The 22480-nt window shown below is 56.3% G+C and carries 14 protein-coding genes and 3 pseudogenes; 6 read left to right on the forward strand and 11 right to left on the reverse strand.

The genetic code is table 11. The features are described 5' to 3' along the window. Positions 1-312 (forward strand): VanW family protein (locus tag HNQ39_RS28950; RefSeq protein ID WP_184204097.1); only part of this gene is annotated, 312 nt, incomplete at its 5' end. Positions 313-817: 505 nt separating this feature from the next. Beyond that, a complete protein-coding gene (locus HNQ39_RS28955) occupies positions 818-2230 on the forward strand; it encodes an aminoglycoside phosphotransferase family protein (protein WP_184204098.1) in 1413 nt (470 codons plus the stop codon). 266 nt (positions 2231-2496) lie between these two features. Here HNQ39_RS28955 and HNQ39_RS30915 read toward each other — a convergent pair. The 4 genes and pseudogenes from HNQ39_RS30915 to HNQ39_RS28970 all read right to left on the reverse strand — a co-directional run. Continuing rightward, positions 2497-3078 (reverse strand): annotated as a pseudogene (locus HNQ39_RS30915) (tyrosine-type recombinase/integrase); the annotation flags it as partial. Positions 3079-3105: 27 nt separating this feature from the next. Continuing rightward, a pseudogene (locus HNQ39_RS30920) lies at positions 3106-3525 on the reverse strand (hypothetical protein); the annotation flags it as partial. A gap of 333 nt (positions 3526-3858) precedes the next feature. Then, the gene (locus tag HNQ39_RS28965) at positions 3859-5508 is read right to left on the reverse strand and encodes a hypothetical protein (RefSeq protein WP_184204099.1); all 1650 of its coding nucleotides are present in this window, start codon (positions 5506-5508) and stop codon (positions 3859-3861) included. A 6-nt stretch (positions 5509-5514) separates the two neighbouring features. Next, on the reverse strand, positions 5515-6510 hold the full coding sequence (locus HNQ39_RS28970) for an aldo/keto reductase (RefSeq protein ID WP_184204100.1): 996 nt from the start codon (positions 6508-6510) through the stop codon (positions 5515-5517). A gap of 65 nt (positions 6511-6575) precedes the next feature. On the opposite strand from HNQ39_RS28970, the gene HNQ39_RS28975 reads away from it, so the two are divergent. Together HNQ39_RS28975 and HNQ39_RS28980 are read left to right on the forward strand one after the other, a co-directional pair. After that, complete coding sequence (locus HNQ39_RS28975) at positions 6576-7076, forward strand: helix-turn-helix domain-containing protein (protein WP_184204101.1); 501 nt, start codon at positions 6576-6578, stop codon at positions 7074-7076. A 29-nt stretch (positions 7077-7105) separates the two neighbouring features. Then, complete coding sequence (locus HNQ39_RS28980; protein WP_343075996.1) at positions 7106-7513, forward strand: transposase; 408 nt, start codon at positions 7106-7108, stop codon at positions 7511-7513. Positions 7514-7580: 67 nt separating this feature from the next. On the opposite strand, the pseudogene HNQ39_RS28985 reads toward HNQ39_RS28980, so the two are convergent. The 6 genes and pseudogenes from HNQ39_RS28985 to HNQ39_RS29010 form a co-directional block, all read right to left on the reverse strand. Then, positions 7581-7880, reverse strand: a pseudogene (locus tag HNQ39_RS28985) (transposase); the annotation flags it as partial. Positions 7881-8033: 153 nt separating this feature from the next. Then, positions 8034-9455, reverse strand: coding sequence for a TolC family protein (locus HNQ39_RS28990; protein WP_184204103.1), 1422 nt, complete (start codon positions 9453-9455; stop codon positions 8034-8036). Between the two features lie 104 nt (positions 9456-9559). Then, a complete protein-coding gene (locus tag HNQ39_RS28995; protein ID WP_184204104.1) occupies positions 9560-12667 on the reverse strand; it encodes an efflux RND transporter permease subunit in 3108 nt (1035 codons plus the stop codon). Beyond that, positions 12651-14243, reverse strand: coding sequence for an efflux RND transporter periplasmic adaptor subunit (locus tag HNQ39_RS29000; RefSeq protein WP_184204105.1), 1593 nt, complete (start codon positions 14241-14243; stop codon positions 12651-12653). Before HNQ39_RS29000 ends, HNQ39_RS28995 begins: the two co-directional genes overlap by 17 nt. A 70-nt stretch (positions 14244-14313) precedes the next feature. Then, entirely contained in the window at positions 14314-14916 is a 603-nt protein-coding gene (locus tag HNQ39_RS29005; protein ID WP_184204106.1) for a TetR/AcrR family transcriptional regulator, read from the reverse strand. 156 nt (positions 14917-15072) lie between these two features. Further along, complete coding sequence (locus tag HNQ39_RS29010) at positions 15073-16404, reverse strand: sensor domain-containing diguanylate cyclase (RefSeq protein ID WP_184204107.1); 1332 nt, start codon at positions 16402-16404, stop codon at positions 15073-15075. A gap of 620 nt (positions 16405-17024) precedes the next feature. Between HNQ39_RS29010 and HNQ39_RS29015 the strand changes: the two genes are divergently transcribed. Beyond that, positions 17025-18914, forward strand: a complete 1890-nt coding sequence (locus tag HNQ39_RS29015; protein ID WP_184204108.1) for a sialate O-acetylesterase family protein — start codon at positions 17025-17027, stop codon at positions 18912-18914. Then, positions 18911-20368, forward strand: coding sequence for a sulfatase family protein (locus HNQ39_RS29020; RefSeq protein WP_184204109.1), 1458 nt, complete (start codon positions 18911-18913; stop codon positions 20366-20368). Before HNQ39_RS29015 ends, HNQ39_RS29020 begins: the two co-directional genes overlap by 4 nt. Before the next feature lie 12 nt (positions 20369-20380). Here the strand turns inward: HNQ39_RS29020 and HNQ39_RS29025 are convergent, their stop codons facing one another. Then, a complete protein-coding gene (locus HNQ39_RS29025; protein WP_184204110.1) occupies positions 20381-22351 on the reverse strand; it encodes a M60 family metallopeptidase in 1971 nt (656 codons plus the stop codon). Positions 22352-22480 lie beyond the last annotated feature (129 nt).

Raw genomic sequence — 22480 nt, forward strand, 5'->3', positions numbered from 1 at the left:
CACTCCCGTCCGGTAAGCTACCTGCCACTCGGGCGCGATGCGACGGTGGCCTACGGCGATAAGGATCTGAAATTCACCAACACGACCCGTGGGCCTGTTTATATCGGATACTCGCTTATCGGCCAAACGCTTCGGGCAACGCTCTGGGGTGCTCCCCCGCCGGGTCGCACCGTTACCTTGACCCCAAGAGTCGTCCATCTTGGCCCCGGACGGATTGATGCCGAGCTTTACCGAACGATCAAAGTGGGGGGCAAAGTTGTCCAAAAGGAGCGTCTTCTACGCCATCAGTACCGCTGGAAGCCAAAAAGCTAAGCGGTCTTGAATGATGGCATGACAGGCTGGGGTACGACAACGACTCCTTCACTTTAGGGCTACAAGGGCTGCATTTTAGAGTACAGGAAAAGGAGCCTTAAAAACAAAAAACGACCTCACTCCTGGTGGAGCAGATCGCTAGAATCTCCTGGTTCCCCAGGTGACTATGAGTACAGTATACGGCGAAAAGGGCCACGAGCGCCACAGAGAAGCCAGTGAAATTAAAGAGCAGAATAATCCTAATGAGGAGCTATCAGAGCCCAGGAGGCTGTATAGAGTAGCATCTTGTCCATTTATGGAAAGCCTAACTTATTTCTCTCGTCTCAGTATTGTCTCACTAAAAAAACCGAGCTGGGGCAACATAAGGAAACTTATTGGACGAGGAGCGCAAAGAGAAACCCCTCACCTCAAAAATCCGATCAAACCAAAGAATGGTTTCGTATACAATGAGAGGAGTTCGGCGCACAGTTCTTTAGGAAATTTGTCTGGGGGTAGGTCATAATCTATGGAAACCTATAGCACTCTTCTTGTACGCCGAGATACCAAAGACTCACCCCCCCAAATCTTCATGGAGCCTGGCCCGTCTGGGTGGCGACTTCCCGTTTTTGTCCCTCAGCAGGACATCTATAATACGGATATACAGACAGCCAATACCTTGGTAGATCAGCAGCTCGGTATTGCTGTCGTCACGCTCCAAGCACTGCGTCTTCCTGAGCCTACCATTGGCGGCCCTCTAAATATCTACGTTATGGAGATGCGGCTCACGGACGACAGTCAGAACAGTCAAGCCCCTCTGAGAGACGGGAAATGGTTCGGACAAGAAGCTCTTCGTGAGGTCGAGTTTGCCCTGCCAAAGGAGCGTGCGGTGCTTACCGCATGGCTGAAGGAGGCTCAGGGAGAAAACCTTCCTTCATTGCGTCTTCCCTGGTGGCAAGAAGGATGGTTCGAGGAGACTGCACTCAACCTGAAAAACCATGCCCTTGAGCTTGGCAGAACCATTCTGGCTCCGGTGGAACAAGTGCGTAGCGCCTCCACTTCTGCGCTTTTGCGAGTGTTAACCGAGCAAGGATTTCTGTATCTGAAGGCTGTTGCCCCACCGTTTGCTTTGAAGGAGGTCGCTCTTACTATGAAGCTCGCAGAGCGCGACCCTCTACACTTGCCGGTTGTTCTGGCCGCAGAGCGGGATCGTTTACTTCTGGCAGATTTTGGCAAGCATCGCCCCTTAGGCAGTGAGATTGCACTTGAGCAATGGGAAGAGATCATCCGCTTTTATGCCCAACTACAGACCTCTTCCGTTAGTTCAGTGCCTGAGTGGTTATCTCTGGGCTGTGCGGATCTGCGAACCAACCATATTGCTACGCACCTGGAAGAACTCATCGCACAAGTGCCAGAGCGTCTACACGGCTTGTCTCAGCAGCTTTCCATTGAGGAGCTGGCTCAACTTCGCACTCTGGTGAATCCTCTCCGGGACATGTGCCGCGAACTCTCTGACTATGGAATTCCCGATGCGCTAGAGCATCGGGATCTGCATGCGGGTAACGTTGCAGTGCATGAGGGCGGATTTCTGATCTACGACTGGTCTCATGCCTGTGTGACCTACCCCTTCTATGGGTTTGGCTCCCTCTTCTTAGATGACGATTGGTTTCCTCAGCAGCCGGAGCTGGTATCCGACCTGCGTGATGCCTATTTGGATACTTGGACGCAATATGCTCCCCTGCCGCGCTTACAGGCGGCTTTTGAACTCTGGGGGCGGCTTCGTCCGCTCTTCTTGGCTGCTCATCAGAGCCATGTTGTAGCCTCCTATCAGGAACGGTTGGGGGGAGAGAGCAATTCCTACGTTGCCGAGACAGCCACCGGCAACGCTCTCCAGTATATGCAGTGGTGGTTATCAAACCACTGGCGAAATCTGCTCAAGTGATCTGTACCCCATTCACTTGTGTCTCAAAATTGAAGTTTAAGGACACATACGGGAAATTTAAGGACTCAAACATAGGTTTGGCAAACAAGAGAATTAGGGTGTCCCATCTACGAGAGGGATTGGGCAGTAGGCTCTGGTAAGCTTCCCGACCGTCGTTTCGCGAAGGGTGACGCGACTCAGGGACGAAAAGGGAAGTGTTTGCCTCTGCTTGTCCTCTCCTCCACCTACACTCCCAGGTACCTAGAACTGGAATCGCTCGGACGGGCGTGCAGGTATCGTCCCGTCGTGGCAACGCTCGCATGCCCGAGCGTCTGCTGCACCAGGTGGATCGGCGCTCCCCGGTCCAGTGCATGGCTGGCATGAGCATGGCGCATCCAGTGAGGTGAGACGTTCAGCTCAATGCCTGCCCGCCGTGCCGCCTTCCGGACAACTCGCAGCACCATCGAGGGATCGAGCTTGTAGCCCCCATCCTTATCCTTTTTCCGACTCCGAAAGAGGGGAGCGCCCCCCTGCACCACTTCAGGTCGCTTCTTTTCAAGAGTCGCCTTCCAGCCCATCAGCTCGCGCCAGGTCGGAGCGGAGAGTAGAACCATACGTGTTTTCCCACCCTTACCCAAGACCGTCACCTGGCCAGCATCGCCACGAGGAGCCAGATCACCCCAGGTTAGACCGCAGAGTTCGCTGACTCGGAGCCCACCCGCGTAGAGCAATCGTAATAGCACCCGATTACGTGGATCGGTCTCTAGGGCGAGGATCTTCTGCAGGTCCGGCTCCTCCAGAATTCGCTGGGCGAGCTGGTTCTTGACTGTAGGGAGCCGAAGAGGTGCACCGACGTTGGCAGGCAACACGCCGATGCGGTGCCCAAAGGAAAGTAGCGACTTAACCGAGGACAGCAAACGAGCCCTAGACGCTGCGGAGCGCTCTCGTTCGATCTCCACGTTGCCACCCTCGTATACCTTATATATATAGGCGCTCGCGTCGGCGAACGCCTGGACATCGCCAAGGGTGACCAGGCTGAGTGGCTTGTCCTCAGTGAACTCTATGAAGCGCTCGGCGTCGGATCGGTACGCCCGCTGGGTGTGGGAGCTTCGTCCGTGCAGCCAGAGTGCCAGGAGTCTATCGTTCAGTGACTCGGCGGGAATCTCCTGGCCGACTTGGAGCTCGGCAACGGCGCGGCGCGGGATCAGGGCCGTTCGCTCGCCCAAGTCGGCTGGAGCCGCGACCACAACGAGTTCGCCGCCCACATCCAAGATTTCCACAACATCTTCCAACGTCTCTACCGCCTCGCTATCCATCACTACCTCCACGACTTTCCCAGACTCTAGGCACTCGCGCCAGATTCGAGACGGGACCCGCCAGAGTCGCCGAAAATCGCCTCGCCGGGCTAATTTCGGCAGGCTTCCCTACCTTTCCTTCAATGCACGAGAAGTGCAGTTATCGGGCATTCGTCTTCTGTTTGTGTGTTGGCAGGTTTCCCGTGACTTTTGCCGAAACTCGCCAGACCAGCATGTGGAACCAAAACGCACCTGTCGGCCGACATGAAGACCCGGGCTGCGCTCCCGGATCGTACGGCGTGAGTCTCTCGCTTGAGCGCGATCTAGGGAAGAGAGTAGTGCCCAGCAGCAGCGTTACTTTGTTTCTATCCGGACATCCTTGAACATGAATGGGTTATCGCTCAGCCGTAGCAGCTTGCCGCTGGTGGTCGTTACATTTCTGAGAATGACCTTGCTCGTTCGGACATAGGGGAATTTTTCTTTGTAGGACCCATCGGTCAGAGCCGGATTGAAGTTTGCAAAAATCGCGGCTCCCTGGTAACCGTCGGGATGCTTGGAATCATCAATCCGCAGGGACTCGATAGTGATTCTCTCCGGCAGGTAGGTGGTATAGCCAAAATCATGGTTTCCCGAGTTACTGCCGCCGATTAGGCTCGCACTGACCGGCTTACCTCCAGAGGGCACGAACACGCAGTTGCGGATAATGAACTCTCCCTGCCATGTGCTCCCATAGTCGCTGCGCAGATTGACGAGGTTCGGGCCGTAGATGGTAGATTTCTCGACGGTCAGAGTCCCGGTGCCGATGGCATTGATGCCCATGTGTCCCAGGGTCGAGTTGCGGATGGTGGCATTGGCAACCCCCATGTGCGCGTCGAAGCGCGACAGCTTACAGTTGTCGTACAGGAGGTTCTTGCTGTAGTTGGATCCCATGATCCCCCAGTACGTGCGGTCGTTGATGTCATTGGTCTGGCTGCAGTTGACAAAAGACACATTGAGGGCGCGGTTGACCGAAATATCATACGTGCCCATGGAGACCGGCCGTCCGGCTGCCCCGATGGTACCGTAGGTTTTGTGTCCGGTCAGAACGGTGTTGCGAACCGTCACGTTGGCGCAGTCACCGATATTGAGGAAGCCGCCATAGGGCGCGCCGCTCTCTCCCTCGCCGATGATTCGATGCTCTAGTCCCTCGACAACGACATTGGAGCGCCGGATCGCGATATTTCGGTTGTAGTAGGTGTATTTCGACTCCTCGCGATTGGCAGTGGTGGTGAAGCGCCCTCCCGTGATACGCAACGTCGTCTTGTCGATGGGCAAGGCCGTGATGTCCGTTATCTGGTCAAAGTCCCAGATGAGGGGAGTCCCTTTGTCCACATTGCCCTCTTTATCCACCAGGACAATATCGGTTTGTGAGGACCCACTGTTTTGGTTCGCACCGAAGCGGATGTAGCGCTTGACGTGGGCGTCCGTGGCCGTGATGAGGCTGGGGCCAGGAAGAGTGACCTCTATTTTCTTCTGATTTCTCTTGAGTGAAGAGATTCCCCCAAGCTTTGTTGGTTGCAGGCTGGAAGTAACCCTGAAGACAGGGGCATTCCGGTTTTGGACGTTTCTATCATCGATGAGGAAGGCCGCCTTGGCGAAGTCCGTGTCGGTCTGGATGACTGCGGTGCGCTCCTTTCCTCCAATGTAGTACGTGGCCCCGTCGTCAGCTTTAACGGAAAGGTTGTACTGATTGGCGAATGCATGCGCTGCGGCAATGGCGTCGATATCATCGGCCGTCCCATTCCCCTTGGCACCGAACTCACTGTAACGGACGGAGCCTCTCGCCTTGAACTTGAGGACATCGTCGGGCGTCACATTGACACGCAACACTCCCTTGTCATCGGTGCGTATCTCCGTCCTCGTCTTTTCAATGGTGATGACGATCTTTTCAGACGGGCTCGGAGCCTGCCCGTGCGCTGCCGTCACACCAGCAAGAAAACAGACAAATAATAATATGTACTTCATAAGAAATTATTCCCAGGTGTATGCCTCAGGAGCCGGACCACCTGGACCAGGGAAGATCTCGTCCAGACGTGTTAGAATCTCCGGCGTCATCGTGATCTCCAATGCTCGCTGAGATCCATCAAGCTGTCCAAGGGTGCGCGGACCAATGACCGGTGCGGTCACAGCAGGTTGTGCCAGTAGCCACGCCAGCGCGACATCAGCCGGTTTCTCACCTAGCTCCGCACAGAAGCTCTCGTATTGCTGTAGGCGGGAACGGTTTGAGGCGATGCGTTGCTCCCGTGCACCGTGGCCAAGCAGCATGCTCTGCTCTTCGCGACGCCCTGGCTCCAACCTCTTGTCAGACTCTTGAAGTGCTCCGGCGAGCAGGCCCCCTGCCAAGGGACTCCACGGCAGAAACGCCAGTCCGTAGTCTTGACAGGCAGGAATCACCTCCAGTTCTACGGTACGCTCCAGCAAGTTGTAGGGACTTTGCTCAGATACCAGCCCAAGGAAGTTCCTATAGTGCGCCACATCGTTGGCCTTGGCGATGTGCCAGCCCGCGAAGTTGCTGCTCCCCGCATAGATGACCTTCCCATCCGCCACCAGCCGCTCCATCGCCTCCCAAATCTCGTCCCAAGGGGCGGAGCGGTCGATGTGATGGAACTGGTAGAGGTCAATGTAGTCCGTCTTCAGGCGACGTAGGCTCGCCTCGCAGGCACGCCGGATGTTCAGAGCGGAGAGCCCGCCATAGTTGGGCCATGGTTCCATGTCGCGGTAGAGCTTGGTGCCCAGAACGACCTTCTCCCGGCGACCACTTCCCTGGGCGAACCAGCGACCGATCTTCTCCTCGGTTCTGCCGCGGCTATAGATGTCTGCGGTGTCCCAGAAGTTAATGCCCAGCTCCAGCGCCTGGTTCATGAGCTCGACCGCTTCGTCTTCGCTCTCGTGCCATCCGAAGTTCATCGTGCCGAAGCAGAGTCGACTGACCTTCAAGCCGGTGCGCCCCAAGTTGGTGTACTGCATATTCGTTTCTTACTCCATCCAACGATCGCTTTATTGATTTCTCGGCAATGCTGTAAACTAGGTGTATGACAAATCGCGATTGGCAGACCGAGCGCCGCCTTCAAGCCGTTCGATTGTACCAGAAAGGCTGGCAGCAGAAGACTATTGCCGAAGCTCTTGGAGTGACCAAAGGAGCTATCAGCCAGTGGATCAAGAAGGTCCAAGACGTGCCCCAAGAACAATGGTCTGAGGTACTGAGAGTCAAAGTCAGCAGTGGACGGCCTCCCCTTCTCACGCCGGAGGAGAAGAAGCAGATCGCTACTCTCGTTGAGGAAGGAGCGGAAGCCTGTGGCTTCACAGGTGATGTTTGGACGGTCAAACGCGTTAAGGCAATGGCTAGTCGCGAGCTGGGAGTTAAAGCCGGAGCCACCACGATTCGCAATGCCCTGATTGAGGAAGGCTTCTCGGTTCAAAAGCCCCAGGTGGAAGCCAAACAGAAGCGTCAAGCTCAGGTAAATGGCTTTCGTGGAGGATGGGCTAATCTAGAAAAAGGGCAGAGCGAGCGGGAGCCACCATCGTGTTCGTAGATGAATAGGCGTTCCGCTTGCTACCGAGTGTGGTTCGTACCTGGGCACGCAAGGGAGAAACACCTGTTTTGAAGACTCCCTGCAAGTACGACCATCTCTCGGTGGCTGGTGTTTTAACCCTCTCGGGACGTGTGCTGATTAAGGTTCAGGAGAAAGCTTTTACAGGCGAGGATAGTGTGGAGTTTCTGAAGCATATCCTTCGCGAGGTGGCTGGTCAAGTAATTGTGATCTGGGACGGTGCCAGCATCCATCATGGTGAGGCCGTCAAGTCCTTTCTGTCGTTGGGAGGTTCTGCTCGCCTGCGCTTAATTCGCCTTCCTGCCTATGCTCCTGACCTCAATCCTGCTGAGGGGCTTTGGTGCTGGTTGAAACGTGAGCTTAGTAATCTATGTTGTCCCGCCCTTGATGGCTTAAGGATGAACTCTTGCTTGCTGTGAATCGTCTGCGTCGTCGTCAGGATGTCTTGATGGGGTGTTTCAAGAGAGCGGGTTTACAGATTTAACGAGAGGTCAATAACTCTAGACTCAGAGCATCCTTCCAGTCGATTCTTGCTCTGACAGCATCTGCTGCTTGTCGATCTGAGAGATTTTCTGCAAACTGCATGATGGTCACGAGGGCTAATTTCCATGGTTCGAGTCCTGGTTTTCCTCGTTTCGGGTAGAGTTTTTCAAAATCCTTGTCGTTGAAGATGGTTCCCAGTTCATCTCGCATCTGTATATAGAGGTTGCCTTTTGGAAACGCTGCTTTTGCGACTGACTGAGTCTATTGTGGGATGGGCTCGACCGGCTGTGGCTTGAGGGACATGAAATGCTCCTTGAGGGGCAAAGATATCCTATTTTACTTGCCGGGCAAACTGCCCGGCGAATTCGCCAACAGTATCCGGTCGTTAAAATGATTTTCTCACGACTCGGTTGGGCTTAACCCACCGCATTCTTTTCTGGGGACAGTCAAAACGGATCATTTTCGCAAGCTCGCATTTTTCCCCAGAGCCCTATCGAGGGCCGTATTATAGATGTTGAAGTCGTACAAAGCGTTTACGTAGTCTGCCTTAGCTTGAGCGAGTGAGCGTTGGGCCTCACCGAACTCGATCAGGGGAGAGACTCCCGCCTGCCGAGTGACACCCGCGCTGTAGCGTAGCCGCGCGAGATTGAACGCTTCTTCGGCACGTATCACGGCCTGACTTGTAGCAACCACTTGTTCTTGAGATTGCTCGATGTTCAAAATTGTTTGCCTCACTTCTAGGGTTACAACGTCAATCTGAATGCGTTTATTGTTCTCCGCGAGAGAGACTTGGGCATTTGCAGACTGAAGCCTTGCACGAGCCTGACCGCCATCAGTGACAGGCAAATTCAAAGAGAATGTGATTTGTCCTGATTGCTTCTGCCCACCCAATCCCGAAGGATTAGGATTGTAGTTATGGGAGTACCCAAGGCTTGTGGTGGGCAACAAGCTCTGACGCGCAAGCATGATACCTCTCTTCGCCGCCGCGATGCTTGCCTCTTCCCGCAGGATCTCAGGGCGATTTTTCAGCGCCTCAGAAAGCAGGCTAGAAAAGTCACTTTCATTGATTTGCAGAGGATCGGAAACAATAGTCGTTTTTTGTTCTTCTTTTGGCTTAACCGCAACGACATCAACCAGACGCGTGGGACTTGGGAGAAGGATCGTTGACGAAGCGCTCTTCGGTGTTGCCACGGCACCTGTCGTACTCACCTTTAGCCGTTCATCAAAGGCAAGGCCAATCGTGCTCTTTAGTGCCGACAGTGCGATGCTCACGTTGGTTTTCCGCTGGCTGAGGGCGTTTTGAGCGGTTGCCACATCTGCCTCTGCACTGATGACATCGTACTTTGCTACCGTGCCCGCAGCTACTCGCAGGTTGGCATCCGAGAGACGATCCACCGCATTTTGCAGATCGCTCTGTGCTACCTCAAGCAGAGACTGATTTCTGAGCACGCCGTAAAAGGCATTTTTGACGTTGAAGACAATATCGTTCTGGACGCGCTTCAGATCTATCTGCGCCGAGAGCTCTTGGTACTGCGCCTGGGTCACCGCAGCTTTGAGTACGCCGGAAAGGTCTATCGGAACTTGGACGGTTGCGGTGAGCTGGCCACCATACTGAGGCTGCGTAACTAAGGACTGGTCACCTAGATTCACCACCTGAGTCTGATTCTGGCGTGTCGCCGTGACTCCGGCACTGGTTTTGATACCGAGTGCGGAGCGAGAGATCCCCGTGCTTCCCTGAGCTTGAGCGAGATTCTCTCGGGCTGCCGCCAGGTCTTTGCTGAGCTTGAGGGCGAGCTCTACCGCACGGTCGATGGTCAGCACCGCATCGGCGATGTCGGGGGCTACTTCCTTTAGTTTGGGAGAGACAGGAAGTGTCATGCTCTCTTGTGCCCAGGCTCTTCCGGGAACCACGCAGATTCCCAAGGAGGCTAAAATCGTTACTCGCTGAATTGTCATTAGTTGTCGCATGATCGTTTCCTTTCTTAGCCCTCTGATTTTGCCAAGCGGGCTTTGAGGCGTGCCACGGACTGCGTCAGGTCGTCCATGAGGGAGTAGATGACCGGCGTGGCCACCAAGGTCAGCAACAGTGAGAGGGTCTGCCCCCCCATGATCAGGTAGCCAACCGAGCGATTGGTCGTGGAACCCACTCCCGTGCTGATGACGAGCGGAATCATCCCCGCCACAAAGGCAATCGTGGTCATCAGGATGGGGCGAAGGCGGTCTTGGCTTGCCTGAACAATGGCGTCTTCCCGTTGCAGTCCTTCCGCCCGAAGCTGGTTGGCGTGGTCCACCTGAAGAATCGAGTTCTTCTTGACGACCCCGAACAGAACCAGAAGACCCAGCAAGGAGTTTAGGTTGAGAGAGCCTCCTGTCACCACAAGAGCCAGGAGGCCGAACGGGACAGATAACGGCAAAGAGACCAGAATGGTGAAGGGATGCACCCAGGACTCAAACTGCGCCGCCAGAATCAAGTAGATGAAGATGAAGGAGAGCGCCACTGCCGTTCCAAAGGCGACAAAGGTCTTGCCCAGCTCCTTACTCATCCCACCCGGCTGCCCCTGGTACTGATCTCCAAGGTGCAATGCCTTGTAGGCTTGGTCAACCTGATTGAGGACGTCTTGTTGCGATGCCCCTTGCTTGATATTAATCGAGAGGGTCACTTGCCGTGAGCGTGACAGGCGGTTTATCGCGGCCGGAGCAGTGCTCTCCTCCACAGTGGTGACCTGATCAAGCGTGACGGGGCTTCCCTCAGGCTTGCTGCTCGGCACCAAGAAGAGGTTGAGATCCTTCACACGGGTGCGATAGCGCTCCTGCGCACGGGCACTGATATCGTAGCGCCGCCCCCCTTCTTCGTACGACGAGACTGTCTGACCCGCCGCAACTATCTGAACGACGCTCGCCAAGTCTGTGGCGGAGACTCCGAGATCCGCCGCTTTGGCACGGTCTATCACGATCTTAGCCGACGGGTTTCCCGAGGAAGATGAGGAGCTTACATCCGTCACGCTCGGTATTTGCTTGGCCTTTGCGATCAAGTCATCGGCGGCTTTCTGCAGTACCTTCAGGTCTGGTCCCGTCAGGACGTACTGGATGGCGGGCATGGCACCGCCGCCGCCGAAGGCACTGGGAGCGGAGACCGTGATCGTGAGGTCTTTGGGGTACTTAGGGACGATCTCTTTGCGAACCTGGTCGATAATGTCAAACGCTGACTTCTTGCTCTTGCGCTGTCCTATCTCGTTGATACGAACGGCGATTTCACCTTTATTGGCGCTGCCTTGAGAGTCCGAACCGACCGTGACAACGGCGTAGCGAACATCCGGAATGCGCTTGCGGATGTCCTCCGCGACTTGATTGAGCAGCTCTCCGGTGGCCTTTAGCGAGGTTCCCGTCGGTGCTTGGATAGACACCTGAAACTGGCTCTGGTCATCTGAGCTCAGAAACTCTTTGTTGACAAGCCCAATAAGCGGCACTGAGGTGAGGAAAGTTGCGATGCAAACGATGACAACGACCGGGCGGTGATGGAGAGCCCAGTGGATGAGCTGGGCGTACTTGGTTTCGATTCGGTGGGCCAGCCCGTTTTTATTTAGTGCGTGGCTTTTTTTCGTTGTCCCCCCTGCTTTCAGCCAGCGCGATGTCAGCATTGGGGTCAGAGTAAAAGCAACCAGCATCGAGACGAGGATCGCAAAAGCCATCGTCAGGCCGAAGGAAGTCAGAACGCGCCCCACGATCCCAGACATGAACGCCACGGGCAGGAAGATCGCAACCAGAGAGAGGGTCGTTGCCAGAACTGCCAGCCCGATTTCCTTGGTTGCAGCGATGGAAGCCTCTTTGGGAGACATTCCCTTTTCATGGATGAAGCGGACGATATTCTCCAGAACCAGGATCGCGTCGTCAATAACGATACCCACCGAGAGAGTCAGCGCCAGCATCGTGATGGTGTTGAGCGTGAATCCCTTTGCCCACATGAGTAAAAACGTTGCGATGATCGAGGCCGGGATTGCAAGGGCGGCGATAATGGTAGAGCGCCAGTCTCGAAGAAAAAACAGCACGACCAGGGCGGCCAAAAGAGAGCCTAGAACCAGGTGCTCCTCCAGAGTATGAACCGATGCATTGATGAAGATGGACTGGTCTTGCGTAATCTGCACCGAGTATCCCGCAGGCATCAGGTGCTTTACACTCTCCAGCCGCTCCTTGATCTGGTCCACGACAGCGACCGTATTGGTGCCGCTCTGTTTTTGTACTTGCACAAGAATAGTCGATTGTCCATTCAGGCGAGCGATAGAGCTCGCTTCTTTCTCCCCATCCGTGACGGTTGCCAAATCGCTCAGGTAAATGGGCTGGCTATCCTGCCGCGCGACGACGAGGGATTTAAGCGCTTCAATACTCCGGTAGCGCCCTTCGGTTTGCAGAGAGATATGCGTATTGCCCTGGTCAAGAGAGCCACCAGGAGCCTCAACATTCTGTTGGGAGAGTGCATTGCGAACACTCAGTGCCGTGAGGCCGTAGGCGCGAAGGCGATACGGATCGAGCGTGATATTGATCTGGCGTAGCTGCCCCCCAGAGATGGTAGCCTGCCCCACACCGCTAACGGATTCAATTTGCGGGCGCAGGGTCTTGTCCGCGTACTCCGTGAGGTTTCGGATGGACTCTCCTGGGGCCGTGAGCGTAAAGGTAAGCACGGGGGTAGAGTCCGGTGCCATCTTCTGAATAGTAGGCTGATCCGCGCTGCTGGGAAGACTTGGAAGAGCCAGGTTCACCTTGGCCTGCACCTCCTGGAAAGCGACAGCACTGTCTTTTTCAAGCGAGAACTGGACCGTGACAATGGAGATGCCCTCCGATGACACTGAGGAAACGGTATCCACGCCCGAGATCGTGTTGATCTGTTTTTCGATCTGCTCGGTGACACTGGAGTCCATCTCTTCCGAAGAGGCTCCCGCCATGCGAGTCGTGATAGACATAGAAGGCATGTCGGTATTGGGCATCTGCTCCAGCCCGAGATGCTGGAAGGAAAATAACCCCGCCACGCAGAGAGAGAGAATCAGAACCGCCGCAAAAATGGGGCGTAAAACAGAGATTCTAGCGAGCCATTGCATTGTTTTTCTTCTCCTGGTTGTTATCCGCTTTTACGGAATCACCGTTTTTCAGGGTACGCTGCCCGAGCGTGACAACAATATCGCCTTCTTTCAAATCGGAGGAAGATACTTCGCCGACGCCGTCCTCGGAGTTGATGCTTATGGATTTCTCGATGGCCTTATTGTTTTCGATGACAAAGAAGATGTTTTTACCATCCTTCTTCAAGATGGCTTCCTTGGGAAACAGGACAACACCCTGGCTCTTTTCCGTCGTGATCTTCCCTTGAGCAAACATATGCGGACGCAACACACCAGCTTTGTTATCCAGAGAGATTCGCACGGGGAATGTCCGACTAGACGAGGAACCAGAGGGATAGATACGAACCACCTTCCCCGCAAATGTCTTTCCCGGATAGGCATCCACCGCGATAGCAACCGATTGTCCTACTTTTACGTGACTCAGGGAGACACTGGGAACAGCGGGTTCAAAATACACACTGTCCATCGCCACGATACTGACAATGGGGTTGGTGACGGTGACGTTCTGTCCCGGCTGAGCGGTTCGAGAAGCGACTTTGCCCGCGAAAGGAGCACGAATGGCCGTATCAGCAACCGCTTGGCGTGCGGTGGTCAGCGCAGCGTTAGCACTATCAATGCCAGCACGAGCGGAGGAAATATCGGCTTGCTTTACCGTGAGCTGGGTTTTGTTGGCCAGAGCTGTATCGAGAGATGCCTTCCGAACGGCATCCGTGGCTCGTCCTGCGGTCGCCTGCCGCAGTGCTTCCTCTGCCTGGTCGATCTGCAATTTTGCTTGGTCGATCTCCTGTTGACGGCTCCCTTTCAGCTGTAGCTCAACCGTCGCCTTTGCTGCATTCAGGTTTGCTTGGGCCACATCGCGTGCTGTTCGATACTGATCAATCTCCGCTTGAGAGATCGCCCCCGCCGTAAAGAGTTTCTCACTACGAGTCAGATCCGCTTGAGCCTTGCGCAGGTTCGCTTCCGCTACCGACAAGCTCGCTTGGGTCTGGAGGCGCTCCTCTGGCCGTGCGCCTTCCTGTAAGGTCGAGAGCCGAGAGCGAGCACTAGCTAAGGCTGCCTCCGCGGAACGAACCTGCGCCTGTGAGACCGTCGTCTGTTGGTTGTACGTAGCGCGTGCAGAGGTGACATCCGCTTCCAGAGTCTTGCCTGCCTGCTGGTACGCTGCCTCCGCTTGCGTGAGCCTGGCGCGAGCAGAGTTGAGGCTCGCTTCCGCGGTGCGCACCTGTGCGAGAAGATCGGTGGCATCGATTCGAGCAATCACCTGTCCTGCTGCTACCGTATCACCTTCACGAACCGTGACTTCTAGGAGTTTGCCTCCCTGCTTTGCGGAGAGACTTACTTCTTGCAGGGCCATCAGAGACCCCGTCACGTTCAGTGACTTGGTCACCTCGCCACGGTGCGCCTTGGCCGTCACTACAGGGGAGGGGGAATTGGCATTCTCTTTAGATCCACCGGGCGATTCAGGAGGCGATCCGCCCGGCTTGGGCATACATCCACTCATCAGCAGGAGTGCCCCACTACTGAAAGCAAGATGACGTGATAGCTGAACTGTCTTCATACCTTCCTATCTACAAGGATAAGATGAAGACATTATTAAGTGACCACTCACTTACTAAAAAGGCGAAAAATTAATCCGGGGCAGGTGGCCGGGCGGGGGCGATACCTTCCCACAGAAGCTCAAGGGCACTATGTGCCTTCGCCTGACGCCATTCCACAGAGAGCTGTTGCCCCTCAAGCATGGCCTGGAAGGCATGGAACATGGTCACACCAAGGATAGTAGAGGTAAGGGCTGGTATGTTCGTGCAGTGCAGTTTAGCCTGAGCCACCTGCTGGTTAAGCCAGTGTGTCAAGAGGGCTTGATCTTGCTGTGGCATCTCCCGTAATGGCCCCTTGGGATCTCCTGGATGAGGGGTTCCTAGGCTCATGATGAGCCTAGGCATTACATCGATATGGAACGAGAGAAGGGCTAGTAATATAGATTCCAGATGAGTGCGTATGTCTCCGACGACGAGGTCGGGTGCAACCAATTTGTGCCAGGCCGGGGGAAGTTCTACCTCAAGGGCGGCGGAAAACAGTTCCTCTTTCGTCTGAAAGCGCTTGAAGATGGTTCCTTCTGAAACTCCAGCGCGCCGAGCAACCTTGGAGGTAGCTGCTCCAAAGCCTTCCTCTAAGAAAACGCTTCTTGCGGCTTCCAATATCTGTTCATCTTTAATGGTTGTGGGTCGTCCCATAGAGGTACTTCCTGCTGAAGAGCTGAGTCCTAATGTACCATTTTTGCTAGAGTTTCATTATTGACCTTGCTACCTGACCGCCATCCCAACATATGGTTTCTTTAAGGACAAATCACGACTGCCTCATCACAAATCGCACCTGGGAAGATCTCCTGACTATGGCGAGGAAACGTCAATAGAATTGCGCCCCCGAGTTTTCGCACGATAGAGCGCTTGGTCTGCCTGGTCTATCAGTTGTGAAGGGGTCTCTGTTGTGTCCAAGAGGACGGCCCCTCCGATGCTGACGGTTATCGGCCGAAGCTCCCAGGCATGAGCCATTATGGCTTGTCGCAGACGCTCCGCAAAGATGAGGGCACCCTCTCGGTCTGTCTCAGGCAGAATCACGACAAACTCCTCGCCGCCGTAGCGAGCAACAAAATCCGTGATCCGTGAGGTCGCTTGACCTATCTCCGCAATGCTCTTGAGCACTTGGTCGCCTGCGGGATGGCCAAACGTATCGTTGAATGTCTTGAAGTGATCGACATCGAACATCAGGATTGCAAGAGCACTTTGGTAGCGTCGGCTACGCTTGAACTCCTCGACTAGCCGCTCGTGAAATGCCCGGTGGTTTTTGACTCCGGTGAGGCCATCCGTTGTGGCCAGCTCTAAGAGGCGGACATTGGAGCGCTCCAGCTCTGCGAGCTGCTCCTCGACCTTGCTCTTGAGCAGGTAGCGCTCCGTTATATCTTTGAAGGTTACGACGACAGCATGAGGCTTTCCATTTTCTACCAAGGGAATACTATTGATGCAAATCCAGGTTAGTTCCCCTGAGGGCTTATGAACTCCCATAACAACATTGTGTTGGGATATACCTTCTCTCAGCGATACCATCGCAGGGTGGGTCTCTCCAGGGAAGTCAGAGCCGTCCTCGTGAATTGCTCGCCAGCGGGGATCCAAAGACGTAACCCCCATCATCTGGTCCGCCGTCAGCCCCAGTATACGCACGGCACTCGGGTTGCAGATCGTGATCTCGCCGCTCTGGTTCTGTAGGATGAATCCCTCTTGCATCGCCTCTGTCGCTGCTCGGAATCGCTCCTCGTACGTCCTAGACTCCTCTTGTGCTACTTTTAGCGTCGTTACGTCTGTTATCTGGACGAAGAACCCCTGAACCAGACCATCCACCACCTCAGGCACATAGTTGACGAGAACCTGGTAGGTGTTTCCATTGGGAACGGTGACTTTCCTCTCGAAGGTCTGTAGCTCTCCCTGGAGGACGCGGAGAATGTAGGGTAGGTCCAGCTCGTAGACAGGGCCGAGCCACTCTTGTAGAGGGGAACCAAGAAGCGCCTCTTGCGGCCTGTCTGCCCAGTTGCAAAACGCTCTATTGGCGAAGCGGCAGATCTGGTTCTCATCCCAGTACGCGATTGGCCCAGGGATGTGATCCAAAGCCCCCACTGCTATATCAGGGATCTCTCTGGGCGGTCGCTCAGAATCATTCGAACTAGGCATTTTTTATATACTTCTGATATTCCATATATTTTCGCTACACTACCTTTTTTAGAAGAGTAGTGCCACTTGGACACGATTGTCTTTACCACAGGGGGAATCTAGCTACACTGAAATAATCCCATTATGGGGTGTGGGTCGCGTTCAGATCCAGGAGAAAAGCGTATAAATTCCGGCTGCTCCTCCAGCCTACTTTGTTCGCTTAATAAGCATGTTCAGTTGCTCCCTCTCTTGGTCACCTGCAATCATCGGGGATCGGCGCGTTCCTATCTTCAAGGGGGACACCAACAGCACTGAGAATCTCCAGCCTCTGTGCGACTCTGGTAACTCCAGGAAGGTGGATCGGTAGAGGGGCCAGCCCAAAAATTTCCCTTTTCTGCCACAACTTGGAGATCTGACGACAGCCATGGACCGGAGGCCGCCGCCAAAAACGGTCGATTTGATGACGACTCTGAAATGTACACACAGGACAACCTGTTGCTAAACGTAACACACTTTTCTGGAGACAGTCCAGTCATAGGGATGCCGTATAGGACTTACAGGTAAAATAGCCTTCAGACAGTGCGCTCACGATATCCCCTCGCCTCCCATTGTCGACAGCAGGGGTCCCCGAGGTCTTTTTCATGAACCGACTCGATTTCAACCGCTGGCTCTGTGCCAACATTGCTATTCTCACGGCTGGCCCACTCTGGGCTCAGGGGAAACTGGAGCAGGGTAAAGATAGGATCGACACGCCCGCTGTGGGAGCAGGGCTCTGTGTCCACAATCTCTTCCAGTCCAACATGGTTGTCCAGCGCAACCGCCCCATCCCAATCTGGGGCTGGGCCACGCCCGGCGAGACCGTGACCGTCACCTTTGCCGGTCGGTCTCGCTTCACCAAAGCGGCCCCTGACCGTTCCTGGAAAGTCGAGCTCCCGGCACTTCCTGCCAGCGCAGAGCCACGAACGATTGTCGTACAGGGCAAAGGGAGCAAGCTCGAGCTCACCAACATCCTGGTCGGTGATCTCTGGGTGCTGGGCGGTCAGAGCAACATGGAGTTCGAGCTCCACAAGGTGGAAGAAGGCCCGCTGGAGATTCTCTCCGCCAACTTCGACCAGATTCGCCTCTTCACCGTCCCTCAGCAAAATGGTCCCGAGCTCAAGCGAGCCTTCCCGCGCCAGTACCAGTGGAGTGAGTTCTTCAGCCAGCACTTCCGGCAGGGGTACTGGGATGTCTGCTCCCCCGAGACCGTAGGAGAGATGTCGGGGATCGGGTACGTCTTCGCCCGGCGGATCCACATGGCTACCCGGATTCCCATCGGGGTTGTCGATGTCTCGCGCGGGGGGACGTCCCTGGTGAGCTGGACACCGATCGAGGTGCTCCGAAAGATCGACACCCCCGAGGTGCGCGAGACCCTCGCCGAGTGGGATAAGAAAGTCGCCGAGTTCGACCCACAGAGAGACCTGGAAGCCCGGCGCAAGCAGTACGACACCTGGGTGGCTCGCCAGCGTGCCCAGGGCAAGGCGATACCGGCGGATCGCAAGCCGCCCTCCGATCTACAACCCGGTCCGGCGATGGATATGAACCGTCCGGGGAATCTCTTCGCCAGCACTCTCTCCACCCTCGCCGGACTACCGGTCAAAGGGGTCATCTGGCATCAGGGCTACAATGATGCTCTGGTGCCCAACGGCCATAAGCTCTATGCACGGGTCTTTCCGGAGCTGATCAAGGCCTGGCGCACCACCTTCGACGACCCTACCATGCCCTTTGGAATCATCACGCAGGAGACCCAGGACCCGCCGCAAACCCTGGAGAACTTCCTTCCTCCTATGGTAGACGAAGGAAACTACATCCGCGAGGTTCACTACCAGACCTTTCTCAACCTCCGCAAAGCGAGCGATAAGAATGTTGGCTATGCCAGTAGCTTCGACCAACACCGCGCCTGGTACCACCCCCAGATCAAGGTTCCCGTGGGCGAGCGCATCGCCAAGTGGGCTCTGGCGACCCAGTACGGAAAGAGCATCCGCTGGCTGCCCCCCCAGCTTCAGGAGGTCAAGGCCAGCGACGGCAAGCTCTTCTTAAAGCTCGATACCTGGGCGGCTCCCTTCAACGATGGCCCGATCCAGGGGTTCGCGATCGCGGGAAAGGACGGACGTTTCCAGCCCGCAAAGGCGGAGTGGCTGGATAAGAACGCCGGTAAGGGAGAGCCGAACTGGGAGCGCAGTGTGGTGGTGCTCTCCAGCCCGTTGGTGCCGGAGCCGGTCTACTTCCGCTATGCCTGGGCAAGAAACCCGCTGGAGAACCTGAAGTCCACCGACAACTCCGGGCTCCCCTTCGACACCCAGCGCAACGATAGCTTCTCCCTCGCCGACATGTTCCAGATCTACACCGGCAAGAGCACCGCGAAGCCCGGTGTCCTAGGCGAGGGCGAGCGACGCGAGCTGGTCAATGCATTGAAAGCAGAGGATTTGAAGCGGCGACGAGAAGAAGCGAAGGGATTAGGCATGGAAATCTGGAATCTAGCTCCTAGATGAAGCCCAATATCCTCTTTATCATGAGCGACGACCACGCCGCGCATGCGATCAGTGCCTACGGCAGTCGCATCAACCAGACGCCGCAGATAGACCGCATCGCGCAGGGGGGAGTGCGGCTGACGAACTGCCACTGCACCAACGCGCTGTGTACCCCCAGCCGTGCCACGATCCTCACCGGGCAGTATGGGCATGTCACCGGCGTGCGCGAGTGGCAGCCGCTCGACAACCGCCGCCCCGTCCAGCTCCAGAAGCTCCTGAAGGCGGCAGGATATTCCACGGCGATCTTCGGCAAGTGGCACCTCGGGCACGGAATCACCGATCACGTCGACCGCCCCGATCACCACGGCCCCAACGCGGTCCCGGCCGACCCGGTGAGCTTCGACTACTGGTCCCTCCTGCCAGGCCACGGGCGCTACCACGACCCAGAGCTGCTCACCCCGGCGGGGCGCACCGAAGTGAAGGGGTACATCAGCGATATCCTCACGGATCAGGCGCTGGAGTGGCTCGCCCAGCGCCCTTCGGCCGATCAGCCGTTTTTCCTCTGCGTCCACCACAAAGCCCCCCACCGACGCTGGGAGCCGGGGGAGCGCTACCAGCACCTCTACACCGACGAAGAAATCCCCTTGCCCGAGACCTTCGACGACGACTACGCGGGGCGGCCCGCCGCGGCGCTGGCGAAGATGCGCGTGCTGGGCGATCTGAGCCAGAGCGATGTCAAAGGCGACCCTCCCCCCGGCCTAGACGATGCGGCGCTGAAGAACTGGAACTACCAGCGCTACATCAAGGACTACCTGCGTTGCGTCGCGAGCGTCGATGCCTCCGTGGGACGCCTGCTCGACTACCTCGACGAAGCCAACCTGGCGCACAACACGATCGTGGTCTACACCAGCGACCAGGGCTTCTTCCTCGGCGATCACGGGTGGTACGACAAGCGCTTTATCTACGACCACTCCCTCCGGATGCCCTTTCTGCTGCGCTACCCTGCGGAGGTGCCGGCAAATACCACCCAGGACGCGCTCCTCACGAACCTGGACTTTGCCCCGACCCTGCTCGACTATGCCGGTATCCCCGCACCCACGGAGATGCAAGGAGTCTCGGGACGCGCCCTGCTCCGTGGCGAGACGCCGCCGCAGTGGAAGGAGTCGCTCTACTACCGCTACTGGGATCACGGGGGCCACAATGTCTGCGCCCACTACGGTGTGCGCACCAATACCCACAAGCTGATCTACTTCCATCCCCCCGACACCACCTGGGACGGGATCGTGGAGGCCGAGCCCCGCTTGTCGCCCTACTGGGAGCTCTTCGATCTCGTGGCAGACCCCAATGAGCTCCACAATGTCTACGACGACCCCGCCTACGCCCCTATCCAAGCCCAGCTCCACGCGGAACTAGACCGCCTGCAGCAACAGTACGGCGACGAGCCGCTCCACGCTCCACCACACCAACCAGTTTAGGAAGATCAGGCCCTAGGGCCGCCCCATGGGGAAATAACGGCTGAGAATGTCTTGCACCACCTGCCGTGCCATAAGGCCATTGCGCTCCTGGTAGTCGTCAAGTGGCTTCTCTTTTGTCTGGGAGCCCGCAGGATGCAGGGTCTGAAAGTGCGCGAGATAGGCATCGTGGTTCATGGGGATGATGCTCTGGTAGTGGCGCAGGCGGTCGTAGATCGCACCGGACGGCTTGAGTCCCGCTTGGGCCAGCTGCGCCTGAAGTGCCTCGGGCTTATCCGGGTGAATTCCCCAAAAATAAAGCAGTGGCGTCAGATCCGCCTTGGCCGCCTTGGACATTCGCAGAATTCGACTGTCCGTGGGATCGTCGTTTTTGGGGTACTCGATTCCCTTGGAATAGTCCACTTGAACGGAGTGCCAAAACGCGCTGAGCGCTTCCCAGCCGAAGAGCTTGACGATATCCACGTACTTTGCATGGCCGCGGTGCTGGTACATCATCTCTGCGGCGACCATGGGCTTGCCCTGCTGGAAATGATCGGTCACCATCCACGTCAGCGCCGCTTGATCGAGGTTCATCTTCTCGCCATTGCCAAGCGAGCGCCCAAATGCCTGCTCCAGATCGACACCGAACTTCCGGTTCAAGACCGCAACAAAGGGCACGTTGACAGCAGATTCTGTCTCGCCCTTGAACTTGGTGAGGGACGTGGCGTGGCCCAGCTCATGAAAGGTGGTGTACGGGGCAAATTGTGGCCCACGGATCATGTAGTTCTTTCGGGCACTGGCCCCTGCTTTCTGCATCGCCAGCTGATCCGGGTTGTAGGGATCGTTGGACATGGGGTAGCCGGGGAAGTTGGCGGTGCCCCGGTAGAGGACATCGTTTTGCATGTAGAGCACTGTCTTAGGGCGCAGAAGAGGCAGTCCTAGGAGCTCCGAAACGGCATCCATGGACTGATCCCAGTCGCGCATCAGTGTCACGGGGTCTTCCAGATCACGAATCCAGGCGGCGGGAACCTGCATCATGAACTTATCCGACTCGAAATCGGCCCATGGCCCGGGGTGCAGCCGCTCAGTGCTTTTCCACTCAGCCATGGATGTCTTGGAGAAGCTCCGGGCAGAGAAGAACGGGGATCGAACGGCGTTGGTGATCTTCACCGAAACCAGGCCCGCAGACGCTTTGTAGGGCACTTCGATATAGATTCCACCGCCCAAAGGGTTGGCTATCGGGGTCACGCTACGGGTGATCGGGAAGACCAGCGACACACGATCCAGCCGCTTGATCTTAGGCTTCTTCGCCAAGTCCCAGGACTGCGCCCCAACCCGAATGGTGAAGCCCTTGCCCACCAGCGCTGGCGGGACTGTAACCGTACTGATGCTACCAGGGGCGAGATAACATCCGGTTGGTCGGCGTGCGGGGACATCTTGGAACGCCACGGGGAATCCCCACGCCTCGGGTTGCGACGCGTTGATTTGGATGTCGTACCCCTGACTAGGATCCGACGGGGCTGTCACTTTACCGGGGAAATACTCCGCCGTTTTGAAGCTCTTTCCCGTGAGCATCGCGGCACGTTTTTCTAGGTTCTCCGGCGTGTAGGCAAAATCGAGCAACGCCTGCTGGATGGCAAAGAGAGCGTAGTGCAGCTCTAAGCCGCTGGTTGCGGTGCGGGGAAAGCCACCTTTGGTCGCTGCATTCATGAACAGCGGCCCGATCCGGGTTTCGTAGAGCTCGACCAGCTCGAAGGCTTTCGCACAAGTGGTCGCGTCCGTGCCGAGCTGCCGGGCATCTTTGAGAACAAGCGCTGTCACTTTGGAGAGCTCGGCGGGTGTCAGCTGTGCTTCACCACGGACCTGATCCTGTAGGGAACTCAGGGCAGCCAGCAGCTCAGGGGACGACTGTTTGACGGCCGAAGCCGTCGGTGCCTCGGCCACGGCAACGGATGTCGTGAATCCCGTCGCCAAGGCAACCAGCAAATACAGGACTTTTTTGTTCATGATCGATTGATTTCTCTTGGGTGTGAGAGGCGAGCCAATGCGTTTGCCGCCGGGAAAGAGCAACGCCACTTCACCTTGATCTGCGTTCGGGCGATGAGTGAGAAGTTCATACTTTCGCCCACCGAATTG

Origin of the sequence: Armatimonas rosea, assembly GCF_014202505.1 — a bacterium.
GTDB lineage: Bacteria > Armatimonadota > Armatimonadia > Armatimonadales > Armatimonadaceae > Armatimonas > Armatimonas rosea.

What these genes read in the sequence shown, in the direction of transcription:
- HNQ39_RS28955 (WP_184204098.1), top strand. Translation starts at nt 818, where the DNA reads ATGGAAACCTATAGCACTCTTCTTGTACGCCGAGATACCAAAGACTCA.
- HNQ39_RS28965 (WP_184204099.1), bottom strand. Translation starts at nt 5,508, where the DNA reads ATGAAGTACATATTATTATTTGTCTGTTTTCTTGCTGGTGTGACGGCA.
- HNQ39_RS28970 (WP_184204100.1), bottom strand. Translation starts at nt 6,510, where the DNA reads ATGCAGTACACCAACTTGGGGCGCACCGGCTTGAAGGTCAGTCGACTC.
- HNQ39_RS28975 (WP_184204101.1), top strand. Translation starts at nt 6,576, where the DNA reads ATGACAAATCGCGATTGGCAGACCGAGCGCCGCCTTCAAGCCGTTCGA.
- HNQ39_RS28990 (WP_184204103.1), bottom strand. Translation starts at nt 9,455, where the DNA reads ATGACACTTCCTGTCTCTCCCAAACTAAAGGAAGTAGCCCCCGACATC.
- HNQ39_RS28995 (WP_184204104.1), bottom strand. Translation starts at nt 12,667, where the DNA reads ATGCAATGGCTCGCTAGAATCTCTGTTTTACGCCCCATTTTTGCGGCG.
- HNQ39_RS29000 (WP_184204105.1), bottom strand. Translation starts at nt 14,243, where the DNA reads ATGAAGACAGTTCAGCTATCACGTCATCTTGCTTTCAGTAGTGGGGCA.
- HNQ39_RS29005 (WP_184204106.1), bottom strand. Translation starts at nt 14,916, where the DNA reads ATGGGACGACCCACAACCATTAAAGATGAACAGATATTGGAAGCCGCA.
- HNQ39_RS29010 (WP_184204107.1), bottom strand. Translation starts at nt 16,404, where the DNA reads ATGCCTAGTTCGAATGATTCTGAGCGACCGCCCAGAGAGATCCCTGAT.
- HNQ39_RS29015 (WP_184204108.1), top strand. Translation starts at nt 17,025, where the DNA reads ATGAACCGACTCGATTTCAACCGCTGGCTCTGTGCCAACATTGCTATT.
- HNQ39_RS29020 (WP_184204109.1), top strand. Translation starts at nt 18,911, where the DNA reads ATGAAGCCCAATATCCTCTTTATCATGAGCGACGACCACGCCGCGCAT.
- HNQ39_RS29025 (WP_184204110.1), bottom strand. Translation starts at nt 22,351, where the DNA reads ATGAACAAAAAAGTCCTGTATTTGCTGGTTGCCTTGGCGACGGGATTC.